Source organism: Pedobacter paludisoli, assembly GCF_052344095.1.
Lineage (GTDB): Bacteria > Bacteroidota > Bacteroidia > Sphingobacteriales > Sphingobacteriaceae > Pedobacter.
Map to the genome: position 1 here is coordinate 3,271,094 of NZ_CP179926.1, position 23,449 is coordinate 3,294,542.

General features: G+C 37.1%; 25 protein-coding genes. 9 read left to right on the forward strand and 16 right to left on the reverse strand.

What is annotated here, in order from left to right; genetic code table 11:
• Window positions 1-21: 21 nt before the first annotated feature.
• The gene (locus ACJVDK_RS13440; protein ID WP_443937181.1) at window positions 22-1,098 is read right to left on the reverse strand and encodes an Mrp/NBP35 family ATP-binding protein; all 1,077 of its coding nucleotides are present in this window, start codon (window positions 1,096-1,098) and stop codon (window positions 22-24) included.
• A 157-nt stretch (window positions 1,099-1,255) separates the two neighbouring features.
• Between ACJVDK_RS13440 and ACJVDK_RS13445 the strand changes: the two genes are divergently transcribed.
• The 3 genes from ACJVDK_RS13445 (at window position 1,256) to ACJVDK_RS13455 (ending at window position 4,742) form a co-directional block, all read left to right on the forward strand.
• A complete protein-coding gene (locus tag ACJVDK_RS13445) occupies window positions 1,256-3,400 on the forward strand; it encodes a transglycosylase domain-containing protein (RefSeq protein ID WP_443937182.1) in 2,145 nt (714 codons plus the stop codon).
• Between the two features lie 10 nt (window positions 3,401-3,410).
• Entirely contained in the window at window positions 3,411-3,947 is a 537-nt protein-coding gene (gene hpt / locus ACJVDK_RS13450; protein WP_443937183.1) for a hypoxanthine phosphoribosyltransferase, read from the forward strand.
• A gap of 135 nt (window positions 3,948-4,082) precedes the next feature.
• Window positions 4,083-4,742: a phosphatidylserine decarboxylase family protein gene (locus ACJVDK_RS13455; protein WP_443937184.1), complete on the forward strand. Its 660-nt coding sequence runs from the start codon at window positions 4,083-4,085 to the stop codon at window positions 4,740-4,742.
• Between the two features lie 178 nt (window positions 4,743-4,920).
• Here ACJVDK_RS13455 and ACJVDK_RS13460 read toward each other — a convergent pair whose 3' ends face one another.
• From ACJVDK_RS13460 to ACJVDK_RS13485, 6 genes are all read right to left on the reverse strand, one after another.
• On the reverse strand, window positions 4,921-6,093 hold the full coding sequence (locus ACJVDK_RS13460; RefSeq protein WP_443937185.1) for a mechanosensitive ion channel family protein: 1,173 nt from the start codon (window positions 6,091-6,093) through the stop codon (window positions 4,921-4,923).
• 135 nt (window positions 6,094-6,228) lie between these two features.
• Window positions 6,229-6,576, reverse strand: a complete 348-nt coding sequence (gene rplS, locus ACJVDK_RS13465; RefSeq protein WP_443937186.1) for a 50S ribosomal protein L19 — start codon at window positions 6,574-6,576, stop codon at window positions 6,229-6,231.
• 199 nt (window positions 6,577-6,775) lie between these two features.
• Window positions 6,776-7,276 (reverse strand): hypothetical protein, encoded by a 501-nt coding sequence (locus ACJVDK_RS13470; RefSeq protein ID WP_443937187.1) that lies wholly within the window; start codon window positions 7,274-7,276, stop codon window positions 6,776-6,778.
• A 72-nt stretch (window positions 7,277-7,348) separates the two neighbouring features.
• Window positions 7,349-8,023: a tRNA (guanosine(37)-N1)-methyltransferase TrmD gene (gene trmD / locus ACJVDK_RS13475; protein WP_443937188.1), complete on the reverse strand. Its 675-nt coding sequence runs from the start codon at window positions 8,021-8,023 to the stop codon at window positions 7,349-7,351.
• An 82-nt stretch (window positions 8,024-8,105) separates the two neighbouring features.
• A complete protein-coding gene (gene rimM, locus ACJVDK_RS13480) occupies window positions 8,106-8,633 on the reverse strand; it encodes a ribosome maturation factor RimM (protein ID WP_443937189.1) in 528 nt (175 codons plus the stop codon).
• Between the two features lie 110 nt (window positions 8,634-8,743).
• Complete coding sequence (locus ACJVDK_RS13485; RefSeq protein WP_443937190.1) at window positions 8,744-9,286, reverse strand: 30S ribosomal protein S16; 543 nt, start codon at window positions 9,284-9,286, stop codon at window positions 8,744-8,746.
• Between the two features lie 146 nt (window positions 9,287-9,432).
• Here ACJVDK_RS13485 and ACJVDK_RS13490 point away from each other — a divergent pair, with 146 nt between their 5' ends.
• Window positions 9,433-9,954, forward strand: a complete 522-nt coding sequence (locus ACJVDK_RS13490) for a 5' nucleotidase, NT5C type (protein ID WP_443937191.1) — start codon at window positions 9,433-9,435, stop codon at window positions 9,952-9,954.
• A gap of 47 nt (window positions 9,955-10,001) precedes the next feature.
• On the forward strand, window positions 10,002-10,328 hold the full coding sequence (locus tag ACJVDK_RS13495; RefSeq protein WP_443937192.1) for a heavy metal-binding domain-containing protein: 327 nt from the start codon (window positions 10,002-10,004) through the stop codon (window positions 10,326-10,328).
• Between the two features lie 32 nt (window positions 10,329-10,360).
• Here ACJVDK_RS13495 and pfkA read toward each other — a convergent pair whose 3' ends face one another.
• The 4 genes from pfkA to ACJVDK_RS13515 form a co-directional block, all read right to left on the reverse strand.
• Window positions 10,361-11,344 carry a 6-phosphofructokinase gene (pfkA, locus tag ACJVDK_RS13500; protein ID WP_443937193.1) on the reverse strand — a complete coding sequence of 328 codons (984 nt, stop codon included), beginning with the start codon at window positions 11,342-11,344 and terminating at the stop codon, window positions 10,361-10,363.
• A complete protein-coding gene (locus tag ACJVDK_RS13505) occupies window positions 11,337-13,031 on the reverse strand; it encodes a protein-disulfide reductase DsbD family protein (protein ID WP_443937194.1) in 1,695 nt (564 codons plus the stop codon). Before ACJVDK_RS13505 ends, pfkA begins: the two co-directional genes overlap by 8 nt.
• A 151-nt stretch (window positions 13,032-13,182) precedes the next feature.
• A complete protein-coding gene (locus ACJVDK_RS13510) occupies window positions 13,183-13,632 on the reverse strand; it encodes a protein-disulfide reductase DsbD domain-containing protein (protein ID WP_443937195.1) in 450 nt (149 codons plus the stop codon).
• Between the two features lie 41 nt (window positions 13,633-13,673).
• Window positions 13,674-14,456, reverse strand: a complete 783-nt coding sequence (locus ACJVDK_RS13515) for a biotin--[acetyl-CoA-carboxylase] ligase (RefSeq protein ID WP_443937196.1) — start codon at window positions 14,454-14,456, stop codon at window positions 13,674-13,676.
• Between the two features lie 45 nt (window positions 14,457-14,501).
• Here ACJVDK_RS13515 and rsfS point away from each other — a divergent pair, with 45 nt between their 5' ends.
• The 4 genes from rsfS to ACJVDK_RS13535 all read left to right on the forward strand — a co-directional run bounded on the left by rsfS (window position 14,502) and on the right by ACJVDK_RS13535 (window position 18,806).
• Window positions 14,502-14,876 carry a ribosome silencing factor gene (gene rsfS, locus ACJVDK_RS13520; protein ID WP_443937197.1) on the forward strand — a complete coding sequence of 125 codons (375 nt, stop codon included), beginning with the start codon at window positions 14,502-14,504 and terminating at the stop codon, window positions 14,874-14,876.
• A 26-nt stretch (window positions 14,877-14,902) separates the two neighbouring features.
• Entirely contained in the window at window positions 14,903-16,918 is a 2,016-nt protein-coding gene (ftsH, locus tag ACJVDK_RS13525; RefSeq protein ID WP_443937198.1) for an ATP-dependent zinc metalloprotease FtsH, read from the forward strand.
• 87 nt (window positions 16,919-17,005) lie between these two features.
• Window positions 17,006-17,650 (forward strand): LutC/YkgG family protein, encoded by a 645-nt coding sequence (locus tag ACJVDK_RS13530; protein ID WP_443937199.1) that lies wholly within the window; start codon window positions 17,006-17,008, stop codon window positions 17,648-17,650.
• Window positions 17,651-17,720: 70 nt separating this feature from the next.
• Window positions 17,721-18,806 (forward strand): 3-oxoacyl-ACP synthase III family protein, encoded by a 1,086-nt coding sequence (locus tag ACJVDK_RS13535; protein WP_443937200.1) that lies wholly within the window; start codon window positions 17,721-17,723, stop codon window positions 18,804-18,806.
• A 65-nt stretch (window positions 18,807-18,871) separates the two neighbouring features.
• Here ACJVDK_RS13535 and ACJVDK_RS13540 read toward each other — a convergent pair whose 3' ends face one another.
• The 5 genes from ACJVDK_RS13540 to ACJVDK_RS13560 form a co-directional block, all read right to left on the reverse strand.
• Window positions 18,872-20,356 (reverse strand): tetratricopeptide repeat protein, encoded by a 1,485-nt coding sequence (locus ACJVDK_RS13540; RefSeq protein ID WP_443937201.1) that lies wholly within the window; start codon window positions 20,354-20,356, stop codon window positions 18,872-18,874.
• Window positions 20,357-20,572: 216 nt separating this feature from the next.
• On the reverse strand, window positions 20,573-21,319 hold the full coding sequence (locus ACJVDK_RS13545) for a zinc ribbon domain-containing protein (RefSeq protein ID WP_443937202.1): 747 nt from the start codon (window positions 21,317-21,319) through the stop codon (window positions 20,573-20,575).
• Window positions 21,319-22,416 carry a Nif3-like dinuclear metal center hexameric protein gene (locus ACJVDK_RS13550; protein ID WP_443937203.1) on the reverse strand — a complete coding sequence of 366 codons (1,098 nt, stop codon included), beginning with the start codon at window positions 22,414-22,416 and terminating at the stop codon, window positions 21,319-21,321. The genes ACJVDK_RS13545 and ACJVDK_RS13550 overlap by 1 nt, the downstream gene beginning before the upstream one ends.
• A gap of 137 nt (window positions 22,417-22,553) precedes the next feature.
• The gene (locus tag ACJVDK_RS13555) at window positions 22,554-22,922 is read right to left on the reverse strand and encodes a TM2 domain-containing protein (RefSeq protein WP_443937204.1); all 369 of its coding nucleotides are present in this window, start codon (window positions 22,920-22,922) and stop codon (window positions 22,554-22,556) included.
• 12 nt (window positions 22,923-22,934) lie between these two features.
• Window positions 22,935-23,228, reverse strand: coding sequence for a DUF2752 domain-containing protein (locus tag ACJVDK_RS13560; protein ID WP_443937205.1), 294 nt, complete (start codon window positions 23,226-23,228; stop codon window positions 22,935-22,937).
• Window positions 23,229-23,449 lie beyond the last annotated feature (221 nt).

The following is a 23,449-nucleotide window of genomic DNA, read 5'->3' on the forward strand; positions in this document are numbered from 1 at the left end:
AAATATAAAAATAGTAATTTTTTAGCAATTAGTCAGCTGGGCGTTGTTAATTGAAATTTGCTGGGCAATCTTGCTTGCAATATCCGCAAATACACCGCTCAGTATTTCATGTCCCTCTAAAGCCACGGGTTTTCCTCCATCACCTGCTTCAGAAATGCTTTGAACCAATGGTATTTCACCTAAAAATGGTACGTCAAAGCGCTCCGCTAGCCTTCTACCCCCGCCATTTCCGAAAATATAATATTTATTTTCAGGCAATTCTGCTGGTGTAAAATAACTCATATTTTCGACAACACCTAATACCGGAATATTTATTCCAGGCATTTGAAACATCGCCAACCCTTTGTGCGTGTCTGCCAAGGCTACTTGCTGAGGAGTTGTAACTACTACCGCACCCGAAATTGGAAAAGTCTGTGTAATGGTAATGTGAATATCACCTGTACCCGGAGGCAAATCTACGATCAAATAATCCAACTCGCCCCAGTTGGCATCATTAAACAACTGCTTAATGGCATTCGAAGCCATCGGGCCACGCCATGGAACCGGTTGCCCAGGATCAGCAAAAAAGCCTAGTGATAATAACTTAATCCCGTATTTTTCAATCGGGATAATTTTAGTTTTGCCATCTGCCGTTTCTTCCGCACTCGGTTTTGCATCCACCAAATCAAACATGGTTGGAATAGAAGGACCATAAATATCCGCATCTATTAAGCCAACTTTAGCACCATCTTTCGCCAAAGTAACCGCTAAATTGCTCGAAACAGTTGATTTTCCTACGCCGCCTTTTCCCGAAGAAACAAGGATAATATTTTTTATGCCGTCCAAAGAAGATGCAAGTGTTGGTTGAGTTACGCGTGAAGTTACATGAATATTCACCTCGGCATCTGCCGACACCAAATGCTTGATTGCATTGGTGCATGCATTTTTAAGCATGTCCTTCATCGGACAAGCAGGAGTAGTAAGCTCAAGGGTGAAATTAACTTGGTTTTCAACGATGTGCAAATCCTTAATCATGTTTAAGGTTACCAAATCCTTTTTAAGATCTGGATCTTCAACATTTTTAAGGGCATCTAATACGTGTTGGGGACTAATCTGCATGATATAAATTTAACGCCAAAATTAACAAAACATACCCATAAATACTTTTATTTAGGGTTTTAAACTGTAATTTTAACACGAAATAAACATTTAATTACTACGTTTAAGCTTTTTAAACCGATATACCCGCTAAAACACTAACGGTCACATCCATAATATGCAACTACCAAAAATTAAGATTCCGAAAAAATATTTAAAAATTGCGGCCTGGGTTGCCGGAGTTTTACTTGTAATTATAGGTATTTTAGGTGTGGTAGCATATAACAAAAGAGAGGCTCTTTTGAAGAAAATGGTTGCTAAAGCCATTTCTAAAGCGGATAAGGAGTATGGGTTGGAAATTAAAATTGGCTCTGCCGGATTTACAGGCATTCGAACCGTTAAAATGACCAATGTTTCTCTCGTTCCGAAAGATCGCGATTCTTTATCGCTTATTAGTGAACTTAGTGTTGGCGTAAAGTTATGGCCCTTGCTGTTTGGGAATGTAAAACTTGCCGAACTAAAACTAAAGGATGGTTTTGTGAATATCGTTTTTAGAGACTCCACCAGTAACCTCGATTTTATCCTTAAAAGAAAGAAAAAAGACTCAACAGATAACACCAAGAAAAGTAACCTTGCTGATTTGGCCAATAATTTATTGAATCAGGTTTTGTATAAAATCCCAGATGATCTAGATATTAAAAACCTACTCTTTAAATTCAATGATCACGATACGGCACATTTAAGTTTCAGAACCGAAGCAACGATTGATGATGGCGATCTAAAATCGACTATTTTTGTAAATAATCATGAATCTGTGTGGCATGTAGACGGCCTCGTTAAACCAGGTAGAAAACGCTTGCGCTTTATGGCGTATGCCGATGGAAAAAAACTTGAACTTCCATACTTAAACAATAAGCTACATGCTAAATTAAGTTTCGATACCCTGGAAACAGAACTTAAAGATGCAGGATACAGTGGTGATGATTATAAAATATCCGGCTCATGGTCGGTTAAAAATATGTTGGTTAATCAGCCCAGAATTGCCAGCAACGACATTATTGTACCGAGCGCAAAATTAGAAGCTGATGTATTAGTTGGGTCTAATTATATTGCCCTCGACAGTACCTCGACAGCTTATTTAAAAGAGGCAACAATTCATCCTTATGTTAAGTATACCCGCGGTAAATATAAAATTTACGCGCTAAAACTACATGCAGAAGAACAAGATGCACAAGCTGTTTTGGATGCTTTTCCGCAAGGGTTATTTGAATCGCTCGACGGGATGAAAGTTCAAGGAAAAATAAAATATAATCTCAATTTTTACCTCGACACCAAAATACCCGACAGTGTTAAATTTAGTTCGGCCTTAACGCCCATCGATTTCAAAATTCTTAAATGGGGGAAAACGGATCTTCAAAGAATTAACCAAACATTTGTATACACTCCGTATGAATACGGGAAACCTATGCGTAACATTACCATTGGCTCCTCAAATCCTAATTTTACACCCCTCAGTGCTATTTCAAAAAACTTTGAAAATGCCGTTTTAACAGCTGAAGATCCTTCCTTTTACACACACAATGGTTTTGTTGAAGAATCTATACGCAAATCAATAGCCGTTAATTACAAGGAAAAAAAGTTTAAGCGCGGAGGAAGTACCATTAGCATGCAGTTGGTCAAAAATATTTATTTAAGTCGTCAAAAAACACTCGCCCGTAAAGCGGAAGAAATTCTGATTGTTTGGCTAATTGAGCATAACCGCTTGATTAGTAAACAACGCATGTTGGAAGTTTATTTTAACATCATGGAATTAGGTCAAAACATTTACGGAATTGGTGAAGCTTCGCGGTACTATTTTGGCAAACAACCAGCTGATTTAACAATTGGAGAAGGGCTATATTTAGCCAGCATTGTACCTAAGCCAAAAGCTTCTATGTACAAATTTACCAGCGATGGAAGTTTAAAACCCTATATGCTCAAATACTTTAATTTTATGGGGAATATTATGGCTAGAAGAGGACTGACCCCTGCCGATACCTCGGGATATGGCTACTACAATGTTCGTTTACGTCCCGCACTCCGTCAATATTTAGCTCCTGATACCACTGCGCTGGATAGTACCGCTTTTGATGAAGATGGCGATGAAATGCCTGTGGTTATGCAAGATGGAAACAAAAATTTATTTGATCGTATTTTTGGAAAAGACGATAAAAAAGATACAGTAAGTAAATCAGTGCCAAAACCAACTGACACCACTAAAACCAAAAAACAAATCCGCCAAGAACGTAGAGAGCAACGAAAAAAAGAACAAGAAGAACTTTAACACGAAAAAGATGCACAAAATACAAGTAGAAGATAAAGAATTTGAACTATTCTTAGAAAATGAAACCATCAATAAACGCATACGCTTGTTGGGTATTCAGATTAATGTTGACTACGAAAATAAGTGTCCGCTGTTTTTAGCCGTGTTAAATGGTAGTTTTCTTTTCATGGCTGATTTAATTAAAGAAGTTAAAATCCCATGTGAAGTGGCTTTTACCCGCGTTGCTTCGTATGAAGGTGACGCTAGTACCGGAAAAGTGAAGGAATTAATTGGCTTGCCTGACAATTTAGAAAATCGCGATATTATTTTGGTTGAAGACATCGTTGATACTGGATTAACCCTTACGCACATCATTAAAGATTTGAAAAAAAGAAATCCGGCTTCAATTCGCGTGAGCTCGCTTTTGCTCAAACCAACCGCGCTTAAATATCAAATTCAAGAATTGGAATATATCGGCTTTGAAATTCCAGATGAATTTGTGGTAGGTTATGGCTTAGATTACAATGGCCTTGGACGCAACTTAACAGACATATACAGAAACGTTTAATAACGAAATCCGTAATTGGTAAGAAAAAATCATCCGAATGGCCATCATTCCAAACCAATACTACAAGCAAACAAAGTCAGGCTTTTTTAATCTTTTAATTAATTTTTTGCACCTTTGCCAAATAATATTAATGCCATGACTATTCACAAAGAAGGCTACACCAGCATAGCTTTAACCATTCTCTTTATTTTTGTCCTAAACGCTTTTGTTGAGTATAAATTTCATGATATAACCTGGCTGCGCTGGTTCGTATATATCTTCTCGTTTGCACTCTTTGTTATCGTTTTACAGTTTTTCCGCAACCCAAGTCGCACATTTTCAGCTGGCGAGAATCTCGTAATTTGTCCCGCCGACGGTAAAGTAGTTGTAATTGAGGAAACAGAAGAAGGAGAATATTTTAAAGATAAACGTTTACAAGTATCCATTTTTATGTCTCCTGTAAATGTTCATATCAACCGACATCCAATTTCTGGGGTGGTAAAATTTTTCAAGTATCATCCGGGCAAGTACTTGGCTGCATGGAATCCAAAATCTTCAACAGAAAACGAACGTACGACCACTGTGGTTGAGCATAAAAATGGCACACCAATATTATTTCGTCAAATTGCAGGGGCTTTAGCACGCCGCATTGTTTGGTATATTAAAGAAGGAGATCAGGTTGTACAAACAGAACAATTTGGCTTCATCAAATTTGGCTCTAGAGTGGATATTTTTCTTCCAGTTGGAACAAAAGTAAACGTAGCATTAAACGACGTAGTAAAGGGCGGCATTACAACCCTTGCAACACTCGCCTAATCATTCTGTTAAAATAATAATAAAGCAGGGGTACTTTGCTATTGCTAAGTTCATCCCTGCTTTTCCCTTACTCAATCCTATCGAATTTCGTGTCCACCGTCAATCAGGTTTAGTTTATAAAAGTCTTCGCATCAAACTTCCTACAACTTTCTTTGCTCCGCTTAAACTAAAAATTAGATTAATCAGTTGTATCGTTTCCTACCAGCTTGGTTTTTTCAACCACAAAAGGATTATCTGAAATTAAACGCTGTGTTGGATAAGCAAAATCTGACTTATTAGCCGCTACTATATCCATTACCTTAAAATTAATTTCTTCTTTTATCCTCAAGTAACTGGTGTATTCAACGAGCGTGATGAAATAAATGAGTTCAATATTTAAAGAAGAATCACCAAACCCCTCAAAATACACAATTCCATCGTTGCTGGTATCTAAGTGCTGATCTAAATAGGCTTGAATTTCGGTTACAATTTTCCGAATGGTGTCCGCATTGGTTTCATACGTTATGCCAATTTTAAATTTCACTCTTCTAAAATTGCGCAAACTCATATTTTCCATTACACCATCAATCATACCCCTATTGGGTATAGTTGCCATCGTTTTTTCAACAGTGCGTATTAAAGTACTTCTAAAGCCCACTTGTTCAATGGTACCTTCCACACCATCTACCTTTACCAAATCGCCTACTACGAAGGGCTTTTCTAAAAATATAGTAAACGATCCAATTAAGTTTTCTAAACTCTCTTTAGCCGCTAGCGCTATAGCAATACCGCCAATGCCCAATCCGGTTATCAGGGTCAGAACATTTACCTTAAAAACAAAACCCAGTAATGTAAAAAACCCTATAAAGCTCAGCACAATTTTCGACAACTGCTTCACAAAGGGCACCAATTGGTCATCGGCTTTTGATTCGGTTAACAGAGCCTTATTAGCAAATACATGTGCAATAAATTCAACCAAACGAAGAAGCACCCAAAAAAAAGACAGGATGATTAAGAATAGTAAAATCCGATCTAAAACATCCCCTAGCGTAACCGGTAAATGCTGATCCGTTTTTCCGAATATACGATGCTTAAAAACAATTACATTTAAAGGAAATGTTAAATGATTCAGCGCCAGAAAAACGCTTGTAAAGAGTACAAAAAATGATGATGGAACCCCTAAAAGGGTGGTAAAGATTTGGACATCTGCATGTTTATTGGCTTCTTTAAAAAAACCAAACAATAGTTTTCGAAAAATAGCCGTTACGTACCTGCTAAAAACGAATCCAATTAACAAAATACCCCCACATAAACAATATGCATACACGGTATTCCCTAAGAAAACACGGTCTAGAAACGAGAAATCAATCATATTAACAAACTTAACCAAAATTGCTTTTTACAACAATAAAGTCTGAAAATATAAAACTTCTTTGCTAAAAAGTAGTATAAACGAAAAAACCTCCACGAAATAAATCGTGAAGGCTATATCGTATACTTGAAAGTACTATTTTCTTAAAGATTTGATACGAGCTGCTTTACCTGTTAAGCTACGTAGATAGAATAATTTTGCTCTACGAACTTTACCATAGCTGTTCACTTCAACTTTCTCAATGTTAGGAGAGCTGAAAGGGAAAATACGCTCAACACCAACGCCGTTGCTAATTTTACGAACTGTAAAAGTTTCGTTAGCACCTGCGCTATTGCGCTGTATTACAACACCTTGGTAAATTTGAACACGTTCTTTATTACCTTCGCGAATTTTATAGTGTACGCTCACTGTATCGCCAGACTTGAACGCAGGAAAATCTTTTTTCGCGATGGCCTGCTCTTCAACAAATTTTACTAAATCCATGATTTTAAGCTATTAAACCAACTTTCTTTACCTTGAAAATCGGACTGCAATATTAGGAATTTTTTTTCATAAAAAAAAGTCTAATTTAATTTTTTCCACAATCTTTTAGAATTCCACATTTTAACCACGTAATTACTTCTATTCCAAAAGGTCGAGAATACAAACAAGGAACTCTTTTGCTTTTAAAAACCAAGGGTCTTTAATTCGGACTTGTTCGTATTACGCAATGAGGTAAGCTTTCCTCTATTTTAATTATTTTTTCTAAAATACCTTCTCTATCTGTATACTCATCGTCTTCGTCATTCGGCGACACGCACACCTCTTTTAAGTTTTTCAAATCAGATAAGGCACTTAAATCTTCAATGCGAATCTGCGTGCGCCAAACGTCCAGATATTCCAAATCGGTTAATCTATTCAAATAAGGCAAGCAAGCTTTTGTAATCTTATCATGCTTCATTAGGGTTAAATGTTTCACCTTCTTAAGCTCACTGATAACCATCACACCAACATCGGTAATTTCTGTTTCCTTTAAGTATATCTCATGAACCACTTCTACCCGCTTAATCAGTATCCTCCAAAAATCATCACCTTCCGAGCTATCAATAATGGTAATCCCGGGTAACTCATTGGGGATATTCTTTGAATCGGTTATATGGCGAAAATGCCACCAAAAATGTTTCTCTTCTCCTTTAAGCTTCATAGAACCTAAATTTAGCGAACTTTTTTGAAAAGAATCTTAGCTCTTTAATTTAAGAACACACAAGAAGGTTTGTTATTCTAAAAGGTCGGGTCTGCGGGCTTTGGTACGCTCCAAAGCTTGTTCGTGTCTCCACTCATTCACTTTTGCCTCGTGTCCGCTTAACAAAATATCGGGTACTTTATGGCCTCGCCAATCCGCAGGACGCGTATAAACAGGTGCGTCCAGTAATTCTCCCTGAAAGCTATCTGATAGGGCAGATGTCTCATCGTTTAACACACCAGGAATTAACCGAACGACGGCATCTACTACAATTGCCGCTGGTAATTCTCCGCCGCTTAAAACGTAATCACCTACAGAAAGCTCGCGCGTAACATAAATATCGCGTATACGTTGATCTATGCCTTTATAATGTCCGCACAGGATAATGATGTTCTTTTTACTAGAAAGTTCGTTAGCGATGCTCTGATTAAGTGTTACCCCGTCTGGAGTCATGAAGATAATCTCGTCATATTCTCTTTCCGATTGCAACTTTTCAATGCAATTAGCAAAAGGCTCAATACTCATTACCATCCCACTACCGCCACCGTATTGGTAGTCATCAACACTTTTTTGTTTATGAGTAGAGTAATCGCGCAGATTATGCACAAAAATTTCGGCAATACCTTTTTTCTGAGCTCTTTGCAAAATGGAATGTGCAAAAGGGCTTTCCAATAAACCGGGTATAACAGTTATAATATCAAAACGCATGCAACAAAGTTAGGTGTTTAATTTGAGTGTTTAATACAAGGTATAGCTTCGTCATCAATATAACGTCATACGTAATTATCAATTACTTGTCCAGATAAATATCCAACAATCCTGCGGGCAAATCAAGGTTCAGCGTTTTCTCTTCTTCGTCAAAAGCCACAATAAAATCTTCATTTATAGGGAACAGGATTTCCGTTTCTTTGTACAAAACCGTTGCAACAAACTGTTGTGGATATTCGTGTACATCCAAAATTTCACCTAGCTCTCCCAATGTTTCGTCAATTGCCGTAAACCCCTTAAAGTCAGTATAGAAAAATTCATCCTCATCACGTTCTGGCATTTGGCTTAACGGTAAGTATAATTTCTTCTTTAATAGCGGCTGCGCTTTATCAATATGATCAACGTCATCGAAATTAAAATAGCCTGTTCTATTGGCCTGTAATTTCGCCTCTGCCACAAAGAACGGCACAAGCTTTCCATTCATATCTGCAAAAACAACATCAAACGCTAACGCTTCGTATTCTTCAAACTCAAAAAAAACCTGTACTTCGCCTTTTAAGCCGCGTGTTTTCGTAATATAGCCTATATAAAATGCCTCTTCGTGCTTCATAAATTGAACGCTAAAATAGCGCCTCCTGGATTAAATTTATACAAATCGTATTAAAAAAAATAGCGCTCCGAAAAATCCGGAACGCTATTTTAGAACAAAAAGTTAACTGATTACTCAGCGCTTTCTGATTGAGTTTCTTCAGCAGGAGCTTCAGTTTCAGCAACTGGAGCTTCTTCAACAACTTCTTCTGCAACTGGTGCATTTTTCGCTGCGATTGATGCTGCTTTATCTTCTTTTTTCTTAGCTTCTGCTGCTAAAGCTGCTTTACGAGCTTCTGCTTTTGAAGCGGCTAATCCTTCTGTTTTACCAGAAATTTTACCTGCTTTAGCGTCTAACCAAGCTGCAAATTTAGCATCTGCTTGTTCTTGAGTTAAAGCACCTTTTTTAACACCACCTTCTAAGTGTTTTTTGTATAAAACACCTTTGTAAGATAGAATAGCGCGTGCAGTATCCGTAGGCTCAGCACCTTTGTTTACCCAAGCTAAAGTTTTCTCGAAATTAATTTCGATAGTAGCAGGATTGGTGTTTGGGTTATAAGAACCTAAACGCTCAATGAATTTACCATCACGTGGAGCACGAGAATCTGCTACCACTACGTGGAAAAAAGGCTTTCCTTTTTTACCGAATCTTTGCAATCTGATTTTAGTTGCCATTTCTTTTTATATTTATGTATTCAACATAGTTCCCAGAGCTGCGTGCTGTGGGGATGCAAAGATAAGTAAAATACTGTAAATTAAAAACATAGTTTAATTTCTTTGTTTTTGATAGGTTTGCAAGCAATAATTTGCTGCTACTGAATATGAAAAAAATTGCCATTGATATGGACGAGGTGATTGCCGATGCCCTCGAAAAATTTATCCGCCTCTACAACCGCGATTATCAAATCCCACTCGATTTAAAAATAGAGCCCGGAAATGAAATTTATCACCACTTACCCGAAAACATCAACCAAAAATGGTTTGAGTATATTAATGAACCTGGTTTTTTTCGCGATCTGCCGGTGATACCCGATAGCCAAGACGTAATAAAAGCCCTGCAAGAAAAATACGATGTGTACATTGTTTCTGCCGCTATGGAATTTAGAAACTCCCTCATTGATAAATACGACTGGCTAGCGGATCATTTTCCTTTTATTGATTGGCAACACATTATGTTTTGCGGAAATAAAATTGTGGATGCCGATATTTTAATTGATGATAGAACCAAAAATTTCATGAACTTTAAAGGCAGGCCTTTGTTGTTTAGCTCGCCGCACAACCTGCTTATCACGGAATATGAGCGGGTTAATAATTGGCAAGAAGTGGCGAAACTCCTACTTTAGTGTAACATATAAAACCATTTTGTTTCTAATACCCAAACCGAATAACTATGTTAATAACCACTACACCCATCATTGAGGGAAAGAAAATCGTAAAATACATTGGTCTGGTAACCGGTGAAACTATCATAGGAGCAAATATTTTTAAAGATCTATTTGCTGGAATTAGAGATGTAGTAGGAGGCCGCTCAAGCTCTTATGAACGCGTTCTTCGCGAAGGGAAAGATACCGCACTAAATGAAATGCAACAATATGCGGCAGCTATCGGGGCAAATGCCATTGTTGGAGTCGACTTAGATTATCTAACTATTGGCCCCAATGGAAGTATGCTTATGGTGAGCGCCAACGGAACGGCTGTTATTGTAGAAGATATTTAAAAAAAGCGCTGGAGAGATCCAGCGCTTTTTTTTTAAAATGAAAGTATATCGATTAGCTTTAGCCAAGTTGAACTTACCTTTTCTGCATCAATATGTTTAATTGCGTGGTCAAAAGGAGTAAAGACAATTTCTTTATTGACTAATCCGGCCATTACGCCTTTTTCGCCTTTAATTAGTCCTTCAACAGCAGCAACGCCAAGTCTACTCGCTAAAACACGGTCCATACAGGTTGGTTTTCCGCCCCGTTGAATGTGCCCCAGTACCGATACTTTTGTGTCGTGATGCGGATATTTCTCCTGCAAGATTTCTCCAACTTTAAAAGCTCCGCCAGCATCATCGCCTTCTGCTACGATAATAATTTTCGAGGATTTGTCTTTTCGGCTATGCTCTAACTTATGTAAAACCCCTTCAACACCGGAATTTGCTTCTGGAATTAAAATAGCCTCTGCGCCCACACCAATGCCGCTACGCAAAGCGATAAGACCTGAATCGCGCCCCATAACCTCTACAATAAATAAGCGATCGTGCGATTCTGCCGTATCTCTAATTTTATCTACTGCATCAATTACCGTATTAATGGCCGAGTCATATCCAATTGTAAAATCGGTCCCTACTAAATCATTATCAATTGTACCGGGTAAACCTATAATTGGTAAATTAAACTCATGGGTAAAAATATTGGCGCCAGTAAAAGTACCATCACCGCCAATTACCACCAATGCATCAACATCATTTTTTTGTAAATTGGCATAAGCTAGTTGCCTTCCTTCAACGGTTCTAAAGCTTTCGCAACGCGCCGTTTTTAAGATTGTGCCGCCTCTTTGGATGATATTGGCAACCGATTTACGATTCATTTCAATGAAATCGTTTGTAATAATCCCTTCATAACCACGAAGAAAACCAATTACTTCAATATCATAATAAATTGCAGCTCTGACTACCGCTCTAATCGCAGCATTCATGCCTGGTGAATCGCCACCAGAGGTTAAAACGCCAATTTTTTTAATTTTATTCATTCGTCTTTTGTTTGAAAGCTTGTTTTCCGCTCTCTAAAAATTTAATGTAATTTTCAGGATCGTAATCAGCACCTTGTGGTGGCACCAACACATTTCCATCCGTATCAACAATCACATATTGCGGTTGAGAATTACTATTAAAAGTAGAAGCTTGGAAATCGCTCCATTTCTTCCCTATTGTTGTAATTTTCTTTTTGCTATAAGTAGAAACAAACTGCTCTGCCTCTGGCAACTCCGTTTTATCATCCACAAAAAGTTCAGCCATGACAAAATCTTCTTTTAATCGTTTAGCAACTTCCGGATGTGACCATACGTTATTCTCCATTTTACGGCAATTTACGCAGTTCCATCCGGTAAAATCGATTAGAACTGGCTTTTTCAACTCCTTTGCAGCTTGTTTTGCTTGCTCAAAATCGTAGTATGCATCAAAGCCTTTTGGCGTTGCTCTATGAAAAATATCGTGGTATTTCTTATCTTTTATCGATGACTGAGCGCTACTTACGGAAGTAGTAGTGATATTACTCAAATCAAAATCCTGAGTGGCGGTTGGTGGCAAAAATGCACTAACCGACTTTAATGGAGCTCCCCACATACCCGGGATTAAATACACCACAAAGGCAAAAACCGATACCGCTAAAAATAATCTTGGAACTGATACATAAGGTAAATCACTATCATGCGAAAACTTCAATTTACCTAACAAGTATATTCCTAATAAAGCAAATATTGCAATCCATAATGCTAAAAATACTTCTCTATCAACCAAATTCCAGTGGTACGCCAAATCTACGTTTGATAAGAATTTCAAGGCAAAAGCCAGCTCTATAAAACCTAAAACAACTTTTACACTGTTTAACCATCCGCCCGATTTTGGCAATGATTTTAACAACGATGGAAATAATGCAAATAAAGCAAATGGTATAGCCAAGGCCAAAGAGAAACCAAACATTCCCACGGCTGGGCCTAATCTATCTCCCTTTGAAGCTGCATCTACCAACAATGTACCAATTAATGGTCCGGTACATGAAAATGAAACCAATGCCAAACTAAAAGCCATGAAGAAAATACCAACCAAACCTCCTTTGTCAGATTTGGCATCCATTTTATTCACAAATGAATTCGGCAGGGTAATTTCAAAAGCCCCAAAAAATGAAGCGGCAAAAGCAACTAACATCAAAAAGAAAAAGGCATTAAATATTCCATTGGTTGATAAGGCATTCAATGCATCTGAACCAAAGGCAATGGTTACCAACATGCCCAATCCAACATAAATTACAATAATGGAAATACCATAAATCAACGCTTGGCCAACAGCCTTACTTCGAGTCCCCGCTTTTTTTGTAAAAAAGCTAACCGTTAAAGGAAGCATTGGAAAGATACACGGCATCAAAATGGCCGCAAAACCAAATAATAGACCTTTTATAAAGGTTTCCCACAAGGTCAATTTTGGGCTCTCGCTTGCTTGTACAGCTCCGGGATTTACCACTTTAACAGCTTCTGTTTTTGCAACAGTATCTTCTGTTATATTATTTGCTGCACTATCTGCGCTCGATCCAACTTCTGTAAACTGGATATCATCAGGTGCTGCCTGAGCGGTGGTATCCTGGACCACCAAGGCATAGGTCTTAATTGTCGGCAACGAAATAAACATTGCTGCAATTAATGTTAAAAATAAAAATTTTCTCATTTGTGTGTGTTTGTGTTTTGAGGCTGTGAAAATAAGCAAAATTTTATAAAGGATTATGTTATAATGCCATAACTCGCGTAGATTTTACGTTAAACAGAAAGAGTCCGAGAAAAATCCCGGACTCTTTAAGAATAATTTTAACAGTTTTTGCTTATTTAACTGGTACGCTAAACTCAATTTCTTCTGGAGGAAGACATTGTTTATCGTTACATGTCATATACTCTACTTTACCTTTTACAGTTGTAGTGGCTTTATTTAACTTAATTTTTTGTTGAAATATTACCGATTTCTCAAAATAACTTACATTCATTTTAAAAGTATCTTCATATTTAACAATAGCTTTAGGTTCTACTGTTTTTCCAACAAGCGTAAAATCTTTTGAAGGAGAAAATGAAAAAGTTGTTTTCACCGGACCTCCGTCTTTAACGTTCTGAGAATAAACGTGCCATCTATCATCAATGGTTGCTTTGATGTAAAGAATAGCTTCTGTTTTGCTCACTTTTTTGGCAGCATAACTCCAAACAACTGGTTTTTCAATTTGTGCGAATGCACCTGCAATGGTAAATAAAACCATTGAAAGTAATAATGTGATTTTTTTCATTTGTGTTTTTGTTTGTGATAAAAGACATGTACGCATGCCCGTCATCGGTTATTTGTGTGTATAAATTCTATTTCTTTGAAATCGAAAGCCTCCGTACCTATGTCTGTCTCCAGCACCAACTTTCCCGATTCTTCAATTCCTATCAGTATCGCCTCAAAAATTCGACCATTTTGATTATAAAATGCCTTTTTTTGAAAATGATAAAGCTTAGCAAGATACATTTCTTTTAAAACATCGTACCGCTGCGTTTTCAAAAGTAGGTAGTATTTTTCTATAAAAACAAATAATTTATCGATTATCGCCGCCAAATCGACTTCCTTTTGTAAAATTTGAATGACAGAGGTAGCCTTCTCACGAATTGCCTCGTTAAAAGACTGTTGGTTAATATTTAAACCTATTCCAATTATGGAATGTTTTATAGACATTCCTGTCAGTAAGTTTTCGATGAGAATACCACCAATTTTTTTTGACTTAAAATAAACATCATTTGGCCATTTCACTTTTACATCATCCGGAAGAAAATGGCTCAATGTATCGCTAACCGCCAATGAAACAGCCATATTCAAATAAAAATGCTTATTCAGTGGTAAAAAAGTTGGGCATAAATATATACTCAGACTAATGTTCTTTCCTGGTTCAGTATGCCAAACATTCGCTTGCTGGCCACGTCCGGCGTACTGATTTTCTGCCATAATTACAGTTCCTTCAAGTAATGGCTCGGAATTTGAAGCCATTTTTTTTAAGAAATTATTTGTAGAATCAACTTCCTTCAAATTGATGAAATTTTGACCAACAAATAGTGTAGAAAAAGTAGTATTTTGCAAGTGTAAAATTTGTAATTATTTTAATTCCAAAAGTAAATCATTTTAATGGTAAAAAAGAAAATAGTAGCCCTTTCTACCTACCTTTCTGAAATAGCCGTTCATGGCATTCAGGAGAAAAAAGGAGAAGATATTGTTCGGCTCGATCTTCGAAATATACACAGCTCTGTGGCAGATTTTTTTATTGTTTGCAGCGCCAATTCTGGCACACAAGTAAAGGCAATTGCCGATAGTGTCGAAAAAGAAATTTATCTTGCCACCCAAACCAATCCAAGACACAAAGAAGGTTTTGAATCCGCAGATTGGATTATACTGGATTACTTTGATGTGGTTGTGCACATTTTTAAAACCGAAAAGCGCCATTTTTTTGGCATTGAAGAACTTTGGGGTGATGCAGAAAGCACAAACTTTCAAAGCGCCTAACCCCTTAAACTTTTGAAAAAAGACAGATGAACGAAGATCCGAATATCAACGAAACCAAAAAACCTGGAAAAAAATTACCAAACATCCCTAAAAAACCTCAAAAGGGATCAAAATTTAATATTTTTTGGGTTTATGCCGCTATTATTATTGCCATCTTCGCGGCCAATTATTTGTTGACCAGCGATGGACCCAAAGAAGTATCATATGAATATTTTGCACAAAACATGCTACTTAAAGGCGATGTGCAAAAAGTAATTGCCTATAAAACGGATGATTTAGTACGCGCAGAAGTATTCATAAAAGATGCGAGCTTAAAAAAACCAGAATATGCTAAATACAAAAGCAAAAATGCACTAGCTGTTAATACAGTGGGTCCTACGGTTTATTTTAATGCCGGATCAATGGATTTATTGTCAAAACAATTATCCGAATCACAAAAAGATCTACCCCCAACCACTCCACGTATTTCTGCAGAGATTACCAGCAGAAGCAATCCGTTCACGAGCTTGTTTTTGAATATCATCATTCCAATTCTTTTATTAATTGGTTTTTGGGTATTCATGATGCGCCGTATGGGTGGTGGCGCTGGTGGTGGTGGTCAAATTTTTAATATTGGAAAATCAAAAGCAACGCTTTTTGATGAAAAAAACGAAGTTAAAACCACGTTTAAAGATGTTGCAGGTTTAGAAGGAGCCAAAGAAGAAATCCAAGAAATTGTCGAGTTCTTAAAGAATCCACAAAAATATACTGTTTTAGGAGGTAAAATCCCTAAAGGAGCTTTATTAGTAGGATCACCAGGTACGGGTAAAACGCTTTTAGCGAAAGCTGTTGCAGGTGAAGCACAAGTTCCTTTCTTCTCTTTATCAGGATCTGATTTCGTAGAAATGTTTGTGGGTGTAGGTGCATCACGTGTACGTGACCTATTTAAACAAGCAAAAGACAAGTCTCCTTGTATAATTTTTATCGATGAAATTGATGCCATTGGTCGTGCCCGTGGTAAAAATAGTGTGATGGGTGGTAACGATGAACGCGAAAACACCTTAAACCAATTATTGGTTGAAATGGATGGTTTTGGAACTAATACACACGTAATTATTTTAGCTGCCACCAACCGTGCAGATGTTTTAGACAAAGCCTTACTAAGAGCTGGCCGTTTTGATCGACAAATTTATGTTGACCTACCAGACATTAAAGAGCGTAAAGAAATCTTTGAGGTGCATTTGAAACCGCTAAAATTGATTGACAATTTAGACACTGAATTCTTAGCAAAGCAAACACCTGGTTTTTCAGGTGCCGATATTGCTAATGTTTGTAATGAAGCTGCTCTAATTGCAGCCCGTAAAAACAAAAATGCAGTTGATAAACAAGATTTCTTAGATGCTGTTGATCGAATTATTGGTGGCTTAGAAAAGAAAAATAAAATTGTAACTCCTTCAGAAAAAAGAGCTATTGCGATTCACGAAGCGGGTCATGCTACCGTAAGTTGGATGTTAGAACACGCCGCTCCTTTAATCAAGGTAACCATTGTTCCACGTGGTCAGAGCTTAGGTGCTGCCTGGTACTTACCTGAAGAGCGTTTAATTGTTCGCCCTGACCAAATGCTAGACGAAATGTGCGCAACCATGGGTGGCCGTGCAGCTGAAAAAGTAATTTTTGATACTATTTCAACCGGTGCATTGAGCGATTTAGAAAAAGTAACCAAACAAGCTAGAGCCATGGTAACCATTTACGGTTTAAATGAAAAACTTGGAAATGTTACGTATTACGATTCTTCTGGCCAAAATGAATATAACTTTGGCAAACCGTATTCGGAAGACACCGCCATTTTAATCGACAAAGAAATATCCAATTTGATTGAATCACAATATCAAAGAGCAATTACTTTATTACAGGAGAATAAAGATAAATTAATTCAATTAGCCGACATTTTGATTGAAAAAGAAGTGTTATTTAAAGATGATTTGGAAACCATTTTTGGCAAACGGCCATTCGGATTAGAGGCTCCGGCTGGAACAACTCAAATTCCACCCGTTGAAGCTTAATGAATTATCCGTTTTAAAACGATAAAACTTTAAAATTTTATGCATATTTGAAACCTTGAGCTTAAAAATTCAAGGTTTTTTTTTACAATGAAAGATATTACCACCGCAAAAGAACAAATGCTAAAGAAGATACGGAAAGCGCTTTTAGAAAAGCGTGAAAATCCTTATCCCGCTTTAGAAGAAAGTCCGCTCTACAAAAAAAATGAAGAAGCACTTGAAGTCTTATTTGCAGAGCAGCTAATGGCTGTTTCCGGTAATTTCATTTTTTGCGAAGACGGCATTGACTTTATAGAAAATATGCTGGAATTAGCAGAAAAGTTCAATTGGCGAAAAATATATTGCTGGGAACCTGAATTACAGGAGTTCTTAGCTAAATACGAGTTTCCTTTTTATCAAACAGATAAAGATTTTGAGCAAGCGGAAGTAGGTATCACCCTATGCGAGAGCTTAATTGCCCAAACGGGAAGTGTTATGGTTAGCAACCAAAGTGCTGCTGGCCGACGACTCAGTATTTTTCCACATCAACACATCGTTATTGCCCGAACCAGCCAGCTAGTTCTAGACTTAAAAGAGGCCTTTATACAACTGAAGGATAAATATGGCAACCAAATTCCGACAATGATTAGCACCATTACCGGACCAAGCAGAACAGCCGACATTGAAAAAACATTGGTTCTAGGTGCGCATGGTCCTAAAGAATTGTTTGTATTTCTTATTGACGATTTTTCTTGATAAATTTTTCTTTTTTAATTATTAATCCTACTTTTATACTAGATACCAAGTTAGTATATGGTATAAAATTATGAGCAAACAGATAAATACGGTAATTGCCGGAACAGGATGTTATATTCCTGAAAACATTATTTCCGGGAATGAGTTTCTAAATTCTTCATTTTTTGAGAATGGAAACCCATTGGAAAAAGAGAACGCCGAAATCATCCACAAGTTCTCTGAAATTACTGAAATTGTAGAGAGAAGATATGTTTGTTCAGGCTTGATGAGCAATCAAATTGGTGCAAAAGCAGCAGAAAAAGCTATCCAAAATGCTGGAATTGACAAAGAAAGTATCGATTACATTATTTTTTGCCACAACTTTGGCGATATTCCATTAAACAGCAATCGCACCGATATCTTGCCGTCTTTGGCAGCAAAAGTTAAGAAACAATTGGAGATATCCAATCCAGATTGTGTTGCTTACGACATTATTTTTGGCTGCCCGGGTTGGGTTCAAGGATCCATTCAAGCAGATTATTATATCAAAAGCGGAGATGCAAAATGTGTTTTAGTTATTGGTGCCGAAACCTTAAGCCGTATTATTGACCCACACGATAGAGACAGCATGATTTTTTCGGACGGGGCAGGTGCCGTTATCTTCCAAGCAGAGGAAACACACGAAAACGAACTGAAAAAAGGAATTCTTTCGCATAAAACTGAAACCCACGCTTTAAATCACTCGGGCCTGCTTACCATGGGAAAAAGCGCTAATCCTGACGAGAAGAATGGTAATGCATACTTAAAAATGAATGGGCGAAAGCTTTATGAGTTTGCTGTTATTCAGGTTCCTCAAGTAATTAAAAAAGCGATTGATAAGGCCAATTTGACTATCGAGGACATTAATATCGTATTTGTACACCAAGCAAATGGAAAAATGGACACCGCCATCATGAAACGCTTATTTAAACTTTATGAAAAAGATCTAGTTCCTGAAATGCTTGTACCGATGACCATTTCTTGGTTAGGCAACAGTTCTGTAGCAACCGTTCCTACGCTGTTAGATTTGGTATTAAAAGGTCAAGTTGAAGGATATACTGTAAAACCCGGGGATGTTGCCGTATTTGCCTCGGTAGGTGCTGGCATGCACATCAACGCTTTTATTCATCGTTTTTAATAAGAAATCCCGTTAGGCAAAACTCAACACTTTTACCTAACGGGATATTCATCGCATAAATCAGCCTATTTAAGTCTATTTAAGCCCGCCTTGGCTTGCGTTTCAATACTTGTTTCATATTCATGATCTTTCATGCCTATTGCTACGTTAAAAGCTTCTTTAGCTTTCACAGAATCTTTCTTTTTCTCGTAAACTCTTCCCATTTGCAAAGCCGCATTTGCAGCGAAATAATATTTCAATTTACTTCCTTGATTAATCGCTGATTGATAATAATTCAGTGCCTGATCATCTTTGCCCAAATCATCATAAATCCGCCCTAAACGATAGTTATACTCCGTCTTATCCTTTTCGCTGTTTAAATCGCTTGCTTTTACATTTTCGAGCACTTGAAGCGCCTTCGAATAATATCCGCCATCAAACAACAAACGCGCTTTTAGAAGCCCAATCGGAGAGGCTGGGGCAGATGCCTCATTTTGGGCTTGCTTATCTTTCTCCTGATAGGTATATCCATTCTTAATCGCTTTCGCTGAATAGTTCGTATAACCCGTTTTATCGCCCTTTAACATGGCAATCCATGCGAGGCGTAAGTTAGCGTCCTTAATGTAATTGACGCCCTTGTTATGCTGAAAAAATTGATTAAAATAAGATGCCGCTGTTAAATCTAATTTATTCAAATGCGCAACACCCTCTAAATAATCCAAATAGGGAAAAGATTGATAGGTTGCTCCATCCGGTCTATTTTTTAGAATTTGAATGGCCTCTTCGTTATGGGCATTTTTCATAGAAACGTAACTCCGCATGTAGGTTTTTAATAAACTTGAATCGGGAATTCGCTCGGTATATTTCATAGTTTTGGCATAGGCCGATGAACTACGTGCCACGTCGGATAAGATGTACGTATAACAGAAAACAACCTCTTGATAAAACGGTTCATACGAAGATTTTGGAAGGTTTTCGACAAGCTGTTCCAAGATATTTAATCCGGTTTGTAAGTTCCCTTTAAGCCCAAAAGTGGCTAATGTACTTTTCATCGTTCCATCTGGTAGTGAGCCAATTACCGCATTTATCAACCCTATTCCTTTCTGATTTAGATGAAAGTTTGGGAATTTCTTTGCATTCTCTTGAAGCATGTTGTTGGCACGACGAATTTCCATTGCAGCGGTCATGTATTCGCCATAGCGTCCGCGTAGCAATGCCCATTGCAGATTAATTTCAGCTTGTGCATAAAGATAATAAGGCGATTTTTTATCATCGTCGCTAATCTTATCCAATCGACTCGATTTATTAGCCTTCAGACGATCAAAATCTGCTTTATTTTCGGATGTAAGTAACGTGAAATAATCCACATAATTTTCTAAAAGCGGAATAATCGCATTATTTGGATGTTGTTGTTTTTCGGTATTGATGTACGCTTTGGCATTGCCAAGTTTTAACAGATAGATGTTTTTGTAGGCATTTAGGCAATTCGCGTTAAAATCAAAATTTGCAAATAGAGCTGTAGGGAAGGTTAAAAAGCAGAGGAGCGCAAAATAACGAATAGGTTTAATCATTCAATATAATTTTCTAGCAGAAAACCCCATTGCTGGAGCATTCATGGATTAACAAATATCTACAATTAACGCCTAATGGCGCTGCTTGTTTTAAGTACGTGTTAAATAATCAACACCTGCTTGCATAAGCAATATTGCGGCCAAAAGTTATCGTATTTTTTTAAACAAAAAAGCCCACGTAAAATTTCGTGGGCTCTCTATATATTCTTCTATTGATTAAGCTTCTCCGGCAACTTCGTGCGTTAAGGCCTCATCAACCAAAATACGTCCGCAATGCTCGCAAACAATAATTTTTTTACGTTGACGAATATCTAATTGACGTTGTGGTGGAATTTGGTTAAAACAACCTGAGCAAGAATCACGATCGATTGTTACTACCGCTAAGCCGTTTACCGCATTTTTGCGTAAACGTTTGTAAGCAACTAATAAACGTTCTTCGATATTTGGTTCAGCATCACTTGCTTTTTTCAACAATTCATCCTCTTCTTTTTCTGTTTCAGATGTAATTACTTCAAGCTCTGCTTTCTTTACTTCTAAATCTTTTTTTCTTCCTTCTAATTCTGCTTTAGCAGTTTCATAGATCTCAGTTTTAGATGTAATTTCGAAACCATGCTCTTTAATTTTTTTCTCAGAAACCTGAATATCAAGCCCTTGAATTTCAATTTCTTTTGTTAAAGCATCGTATTCACGATTGTTTTTAACTTCTTTTAATTGAGTATCGTATCTTTTGATTGCTGCTTGAGCATCTTTAATCGTGTTTTTACGCGTTACAATTGAATCCTCAAGATCATCAAGATCACCTTTGATTTTCGAGATTCTAGTTTCTAACCCTAACACATCGTCCTCAAGATCAGAAACTTCCATTGGAAGTTCGCCTCTGATTTGACGAATTTTATCAATTTTTGTGTGGATATTTTGTAATTCGTATAAAGCTTTTAGCTTTTGTTCTACGGTTTGTTCCATTAAAACAAGTAATTTATGGGGTTTGTATTTTGCTCCGTTAAACGGATTGCAAAGTTAGTAAATTTTTTTTGAATAATTTCAACCAATAAATTTGAGGTAAATTGTTCAGTTTCAAAGTGTCCGATGTCAACGATCACGATTTTTTCTTCTGCATCAAAAAATTCATGGTATTTAAAATCTGCTGTCACAAAAGCTTCTGCTCCGGCGGCAATGGCATCTTTTAACAAAAAGCTACCGGCACCACCGCAAACGGCCACTTTTTTTATCCTTTTGGGCAATACATCCGTGTGCCTCACCACCTTGGCTTTCATTCTATCTTTTACCAAATGCAAGAAATCGTAGCCATCCATATCATATTCTAGCCAACCCAACATGCCCGCACCAACTAAAGCGTGTTTGTTTTCCAATTTGTAAATATCGTAGGCAATCTCTTCGTAGGGATGGTTCTCAAATAGCGCAACCAATATTTTTCGTTCCGCTTGTACCGGATAAACCATTTCAATACGTACTTCACTTTCGCGATGTCGGACATTTTTCGTTCCTACAAAGGGCTCTGTGTGCTCGTTACCTTTAAAAGTACCAAAGCCATCGGTATTAAAACTGCATTCGCTGTAATTTCCAATTGTTCCAGCTCCGGCATAAAAAAGTGCCGCCCGAACTTGTTCTGCTTGTGCTTGAGGGCAGTAGGTAACTATCTTTTTAAGAATCCCAGCCTTTGGAGATAAAATTTTAATCCCAGTTAGGCCCAATTGTTCGCAAATTTTGGCATTTACGCCTGTATGAACATGGTCTAAATTGGTATGAATCGCATACAACGCTATATTATTTTTTATCGCTTTTAAGACAACGCGCTCAACGTAGTTTTTGCCATTAAGTTTTTTTAATCCTTTGAAAACAATTGGATGATGCGTTATAATTAAATTACATCTTGTCAAAATGGCTTCTTCTACAATTTTTTCAACGCAGTCTAAAGCTACAAGCGCCGCCTTGATTTCCATATTTGGATCGCCAACAATTAACCCAGAATTATCATAGTCTTCCTGATAATTTAAAGGAGCAATACTTTCGAGGTAATTCGTTAATTCAGCTAATTTCATTGCATAAAGATATAAATTTTGTGATTTCTGCCATATGCGATTATAAAGATTTTGCCAAGCCGAAAAACATCAAGTTCTTAGAAACAAAAAAATCTGCAAACCAACGGAATGCAGACTTACATTTTAAAAAGAAGTGCTTATTGAAAGCCGCCCATTCTGACCATTTGTAAGCTTTCGAACACCATTTTTTGATTATGCTCAAATGTTAAGCTCTTGTGGTTAATAACATCTACTATTGTTCCAATGCCACACAATCCACCTGTTATAAAGAACAAAATACCCATTCCTATTTGTCCTAACACGAATCGTTGAATACCGGCAAACCCTACAAAACCAATTAAAGTCAATATTAAAATTTCTGAAGCTTGCTTTCTTTTGCTGCTGTAGATCATTAAAAAGTTGCGTACTTGCTGTTCAGAAAGACCCGAAGTTGCTTGTTGTATATAACCGTATTCTTCAGGTGTGATACCTGGTAAAGACATAATTTGTGATTGATATGCATCCATGACTGTATTGATTTAGAGTGAAAATTTTATTTTACTTCTGTTTTTTAATAATGTGTAAATCCTATAAAAAAGAATTGTCAATGCAGGAAAACCGAACCAATGTTGACGAAAACTTTGGCTAAATTCTCCATGAAAAATACAACTTATTGATCTGCCTAACCCACAGCCCGGACACCAAGCCTCAAAACCTAAACTGGCCAGCGGGCACAAGGTAAAGTGATGTTCATGCGGGTTTGAACTTGCCAATAAAGTTAAAGCCGTTATCCAAAAAAATAATTCTAAAGGAAGGCTTTTCATGTATTTCATGTTTCAATTTTATACATTTTAGAGCATATTGTGAAACCTTTGTTACTAAAAAAACCGTCTATTCGACCAACTGCGTTAATTACTCGACGTATTGACCGCTGTGGCTAAAAAAGAGCCTTGCGTTCGACCAACGCGTTATTTTTTTTTAAAAACTGACAAAAAATAACGCTTTTTATTTATCACTTTATTGATTGAGTGATTCCTTTTTAAAAAGATAAACT